This is a genomic window from bacterium (assembly GCA_037131655.1).
Lineage (GTDB): Bacteria > Armatimonadota > Fimbriimonadia > Fimbriimonadales > JBAXQP01 > JBAXQP01.
Map to the genome: position 1 here is coordinate 1 of JBAXQP010000336.1, position 2,754 is coordinate 2,754.

Annotated in this window: 3 protein-coding genes; 1 reads left to right on the top strand and 2 read right to left on the bottom strand. The window is 45.3% G+C overall.

Translation table 11 applies throughout. The annotated features are described in order from the left end of the window. Positions 1-148: 148 nt before the first annotated feature. Positions 149-892, bottom strand: coding sequence for a DUF1559 domain-containing protein (locus WCO51_12040; GenBank protein MEI6513983.1), 744 nt, complete (start codon positions 890-892; stop codon positions 149-151). Next, positions 889-1,434, bottom strand: coding sequence for a biotin transporter BioY (locus WCO51_12045; GenBank protein MEI6513984.1), 546 nt, complete (start codon positions 1,432-1,434; stop codon positions 889-891). Before WCO51_12045 ends, WCO51_12040 begins: the two co-directional genes overlap by 4 nt. Before the next feature lie 125 nt (positions 1,435-1,559). Between WCO51_12045 and WCO51_12050 the strand changes: the two genes are divergently transcribed. Then, positions 1,560-2,600: a SurA N-terminal domain-containing protein gene (locus WCO51_12050; GenBank protein ID MEI6513985.1), complete on the top strand. Its 1,041-nt coding sequence runs from the start codon at positions 1,560-1,562 to the stop codon at positions 2,598-2,600. The last annotated feature ends 154 nt before the right edge of the window (positions 2,601-2,754 follow it).

The following is a 2,754-nucleotide window of genomic DNA, read 5'->3' on the forward strand; positions in this document are numbered from 1 at the left end:
CGATGAAATTGGTCATCGGCCGAATACTGGTGAAAAATGTCGAGAAGCTAGCCGATCTCGATACCGTTAAAACCGTTGAGCCTCCTTCGTACAAGTAGGAGAGATCTCTTAGTGGCCAAAAAGGGCGACCCAATCGGGGGCGCCCTTTTTAACGGAAATCGCTGCCGCGGATTCCATCTTTTGTCAGGTTGATATCGGGAAATCCATCGATGGCTGGAGTGATTTGGCGTCGGCGGAGGTAGGAAATGTGTTGGTCGGCAAAGAGATAATTCGCCGCCCCTTCCCAAGTATAAAGACCGCAGAATCCTGTGATTTTCATATGATTAGAGAACCATTCGGTCACTAATCCCTTATTGGCAGGCTGCTCAAGCCCTGCATTACGCTGCGGAATGGGAACTAGTGACTGTAATCCTCCAAAAGTAACTGACAGAGTGGAGCAGGTACTTCCTGCATTAGCACTTGCAAGGCTGTTTATTTGATCTTTTGAGAAGTAAAAAGATGCCGAATAGGCGTAGGAAGTTTTTGTGTATGATTTTAGGGATATAAAGTCAGATGGACATAATAAGACATCATTGTGCATGGCTTCAACAGAATTAGCGTAACCTTTCGGAGTGTATGTAAATTTCCCGCCAGGAAGATAATTCTGAATTAGAATCATCCAGTTGCGTCCGGCAAACAAGAAAGGATCGTTTACTCTTGCTGGATAAACACTTTCATAATCGTCTAGATATAAATCAAATGCGATACCAATTTGATGAAGGTTATTGGCGCAAGTTGCCTTACGTCCGCTTTCACGAGCACTCGCAAAAACAGGGAAGAGAATTGCACTTAAAATTACAATGATCGCAATTACGACTAACAACTCGATTAGCGTAAATGCTCGCTTGTTCATTGTTTGTTTAATATCTTACAGCACATGCTTGCTGCAAGTGCTATTTTAATTAGATCACCGGGGATAAACGGCAGCAATCCCATGGCCAAGGTGTTGTTCCAACCAACATAAATCGCCAGCCACGGAAGGCCGATTGCGTAGATAACAACATTAGCCGCGAGAAGTGCAAGGAAAACTTTATATAAGCTAAGTCGGCGCATTCGCTCGAGCAAATAACCGGCGATGAAAGCGGCAGGAATGAAGCTGATCAAGAAACCGCCCGTAGGGCCGACAATTCTTTGCACATCGCGTCCGCCGGCGAAGACCGGCATCCCAGCCATGCCTTCGAATAGGTACATCCCAACTACCAACGCTCCATATCGTCCGCCCCAGAGCGCTCCGGTAAGCAAAACTCCAAATGTTTGACCCGTAATTGGGATGGGGGTGTACCAGAGGGGAATCCGTATCTGCGCGCAGGCGATCAGGAGGATATTCGCCCCGACTAATATCGTGATTTGCTCAGTAAGATTTCTTTTCTGCAACCATGTGCCCGCAACGCTCATGCTCAATCTCCTATCACTAGACCAATGCGTCTATTCTAACTGCCAACCCAGTGCCCTGTCAAGATGTAGAAGTTGACAAGCGAATAGGGTATCACCTACAATTAACTAACTCAAGGAGGGATTTCATGAATAAAATTAGCGTCTTGTTGTTGCTATTCATTATAAGCATTTGTGTTTGGGCTGCGACCGAGGATGGCGTCTCAAACAACGACCAAGTTGTGGCGGTTATTAATGGCAAAGTCATCACTATAAATGATTTTGTACTGCAAATGGAAGCATTGCCGACTTACTACGAGCCTGAGGCAGATACTAATCAGATAACCCCCTCCGGTCAAGCTGGCGCACGCGCGCTTAGAGAGATAATTACCCAACAAGCAATGCTCCAAGCAGCGAAGAATGCCGGCGTTTTTCCGACAGAAAAAGAAGTAAACGATCAAGTAGAAAGACGTAAAAGGCTTGATCCAAATCTTCTTGTCCTTTATACACAGAATGGGCGAACAGAGGCTGATTTACGCAATGATGAGTTGATTAACCTTGCTAAGTTAAACTTAATGGGTAAGGGATTAACGGTTACTGATGAAGATGTCAAAGTTGCTTATTCTCGTATAAAGAATATTCCTGGGCCGATCTATACTCCTTCGACCTATGGACTGCGTATTGTCATCACTTCTGATAAGAAGCAGAAACTGCTAGCAGATAATGATCTTAAGCGAGGAGTGGATTTCAAAACGATCTGCCATGAGTATAACGATAGTCCAGCACTTGCCAACCGCTCAGAATCAGATGGTGGGGCAGGCATGATTCCGGATAGAGACTACGACTGGATTAAGAGTAATATGGGCAAGGAATTTGCTGATAAGGTTAAGTTGAAAGCTCTTAAGCAAATTACCTCATGGGTTAAGGTTCCTGTTACTGGTCAAGGTGGAGCTAAAACAAGCGCGTGGATTATGGCTAGAGTCGAAAAGATTAATCCGTCTCAGACCAAGCCATTATCAGAGGACATGAAAATTTACATTAAGCAGAACATAATTCAAGCGAAGTCGGACAAGGGTGCTTTTGCTAGGCTCTTAGAAGAAACTCGCAATAAGTTCGTAGTCGAGATCAATCGCGAGCCTTGGAAGTCTTTATATAAACGCGACCAAGAGATGTTGGACGCTAACAAGTAGCCAAACGTGCCGTCAGGCATGTCATTCAAAGCTTGTCGAGGAATTTTCAGGGAAGACACTCACCCCCTACTTCGTAGGCCCCTCTCCGTGTCACGGAGAGGGGTAATCATCAAATGCTCAAACCTGAAGCCTAACGAGAGGAGAGGTTCCGGAA